This is a genomic window from Halorubrum sp. Atlit-26R (genome assembly GCF_003666015.1).
In the GTDB taxonomy this organism is placed as follows: Archaea; Halobacteriota; Halobacteria; order Halobacteriales; family Haloferacaceae; genus Halorubrum.
On the sequence record NZ_QPLT01000084.1, the window covers coordinates 1 to 1,105 of the forward strand.

Here is a 1,105-nt window from a genome sequence, read left to right on the forward strand (position 1 = left end):
CTTTGAGGATGCGCGAGTGGTGGAGTTCGGAAACACGCGGTCGTGCCACGACCGAGACGGGCGTTCGAATCGTCTCTCGCGCACTCGGAGTACAGTTGTCGAACATCTGGACAGTGAGACGCCCCTCAACGGAGCGGATAATATGGCAGTATCCAATACCACCGACCCAGAATCGACGACAATTGCCGTCGTGACGATTCGAATCCCCTGCGGCGCGGATGGGAACCTCGTCACTGACGCTGAGAAGCGTCTCTCGCGGCCCGACACTATCGATGACGTCACGATTGACGAACTGGATAGTATCGAGCCACAGCTGTCGGCAACACTCATTACCGTCGAAATCACGGTCCGGTGGGCTACGGCGACTGGCGAGGAGGAAGTCAGAGACAGACTGGCTGGTGTCTCGGGACTTGAGTCAGTCAGACGGATTGCATAGGCTGTTCAGAACGGCATAGCCGAAAGTGTAGTAATCTATCTTTTTTCAAGGCGAGAACCCCGCCGTTTACAGTAGTTGCCGAATCAACTTGTATCGTCCATCGGTCTGGTGTGAACAATGGGCTACGTTTATACCTGTAATAAAGAGGTATATAAATAGACTGCGCCGAGTTTGACGATCTACATCCTCGATATGCGACGTGTTGAGAGGTTCGGCAACTACTGTTTACGGCGAGGAGGATGTCACCCACCCACTAACCTTCGCTCGCGACGCGACTCGACACACCCACCCCACCGGTTCCGCTGTTAGTACGGGGCTGACGCCACCATCTCAGTACCGCGAGCGAATCCTCACTCAGGCCGATTCCAACAACGTCGACAGCCCGCTCCGAACCGCTGACACGGACTGTTCGAGTTGATGCTCGTTGTATTTCCCACCGTCTTTCCCTCGGTTGTGCTCTGTCACACCCGTGATCCCCAACTGTGCCAACGCCCCCAGATAGTCACGCACCGACCGCTCAGAGACCGGGCTCACCCCTTCTGAGTGCGCGACGGACCGGTACGTCTCGACGACTTCACGCGTCCGAACTGGCGTGTCGCCGCGCTCGTGGAGCCGTGTGAGCGCGTATAACACGAGCTTGCCGTGCTGCGAGTAGTTCTGTATCCCCTC

1 tRNA gene and 1 pseudogene are annotated in these 1,105 nt (G+C 56.9%); one reads left to right on the forward strand and one right to left on the reverse strand.

The window, feature by feature from the left end:
* Positions 1–10: 10 nt before the first annotated feature.
* Positions 11–83: transfer RNA gene (locus tag DVK07_RS19400), tRNA-Gly, on the forward strand.
* A 707-nt stretch (positions 84–790) separates the two neighbouring features.
* Here the strand turns inward: DVK07_RS19400 and DVK07_RS19405 are convergent.
* A pseudogene (locus DVK07_RS19405) lies at positions 791–1,105 on the reverse strand (cell division control protein Cdc6); the annotation flags it as partial.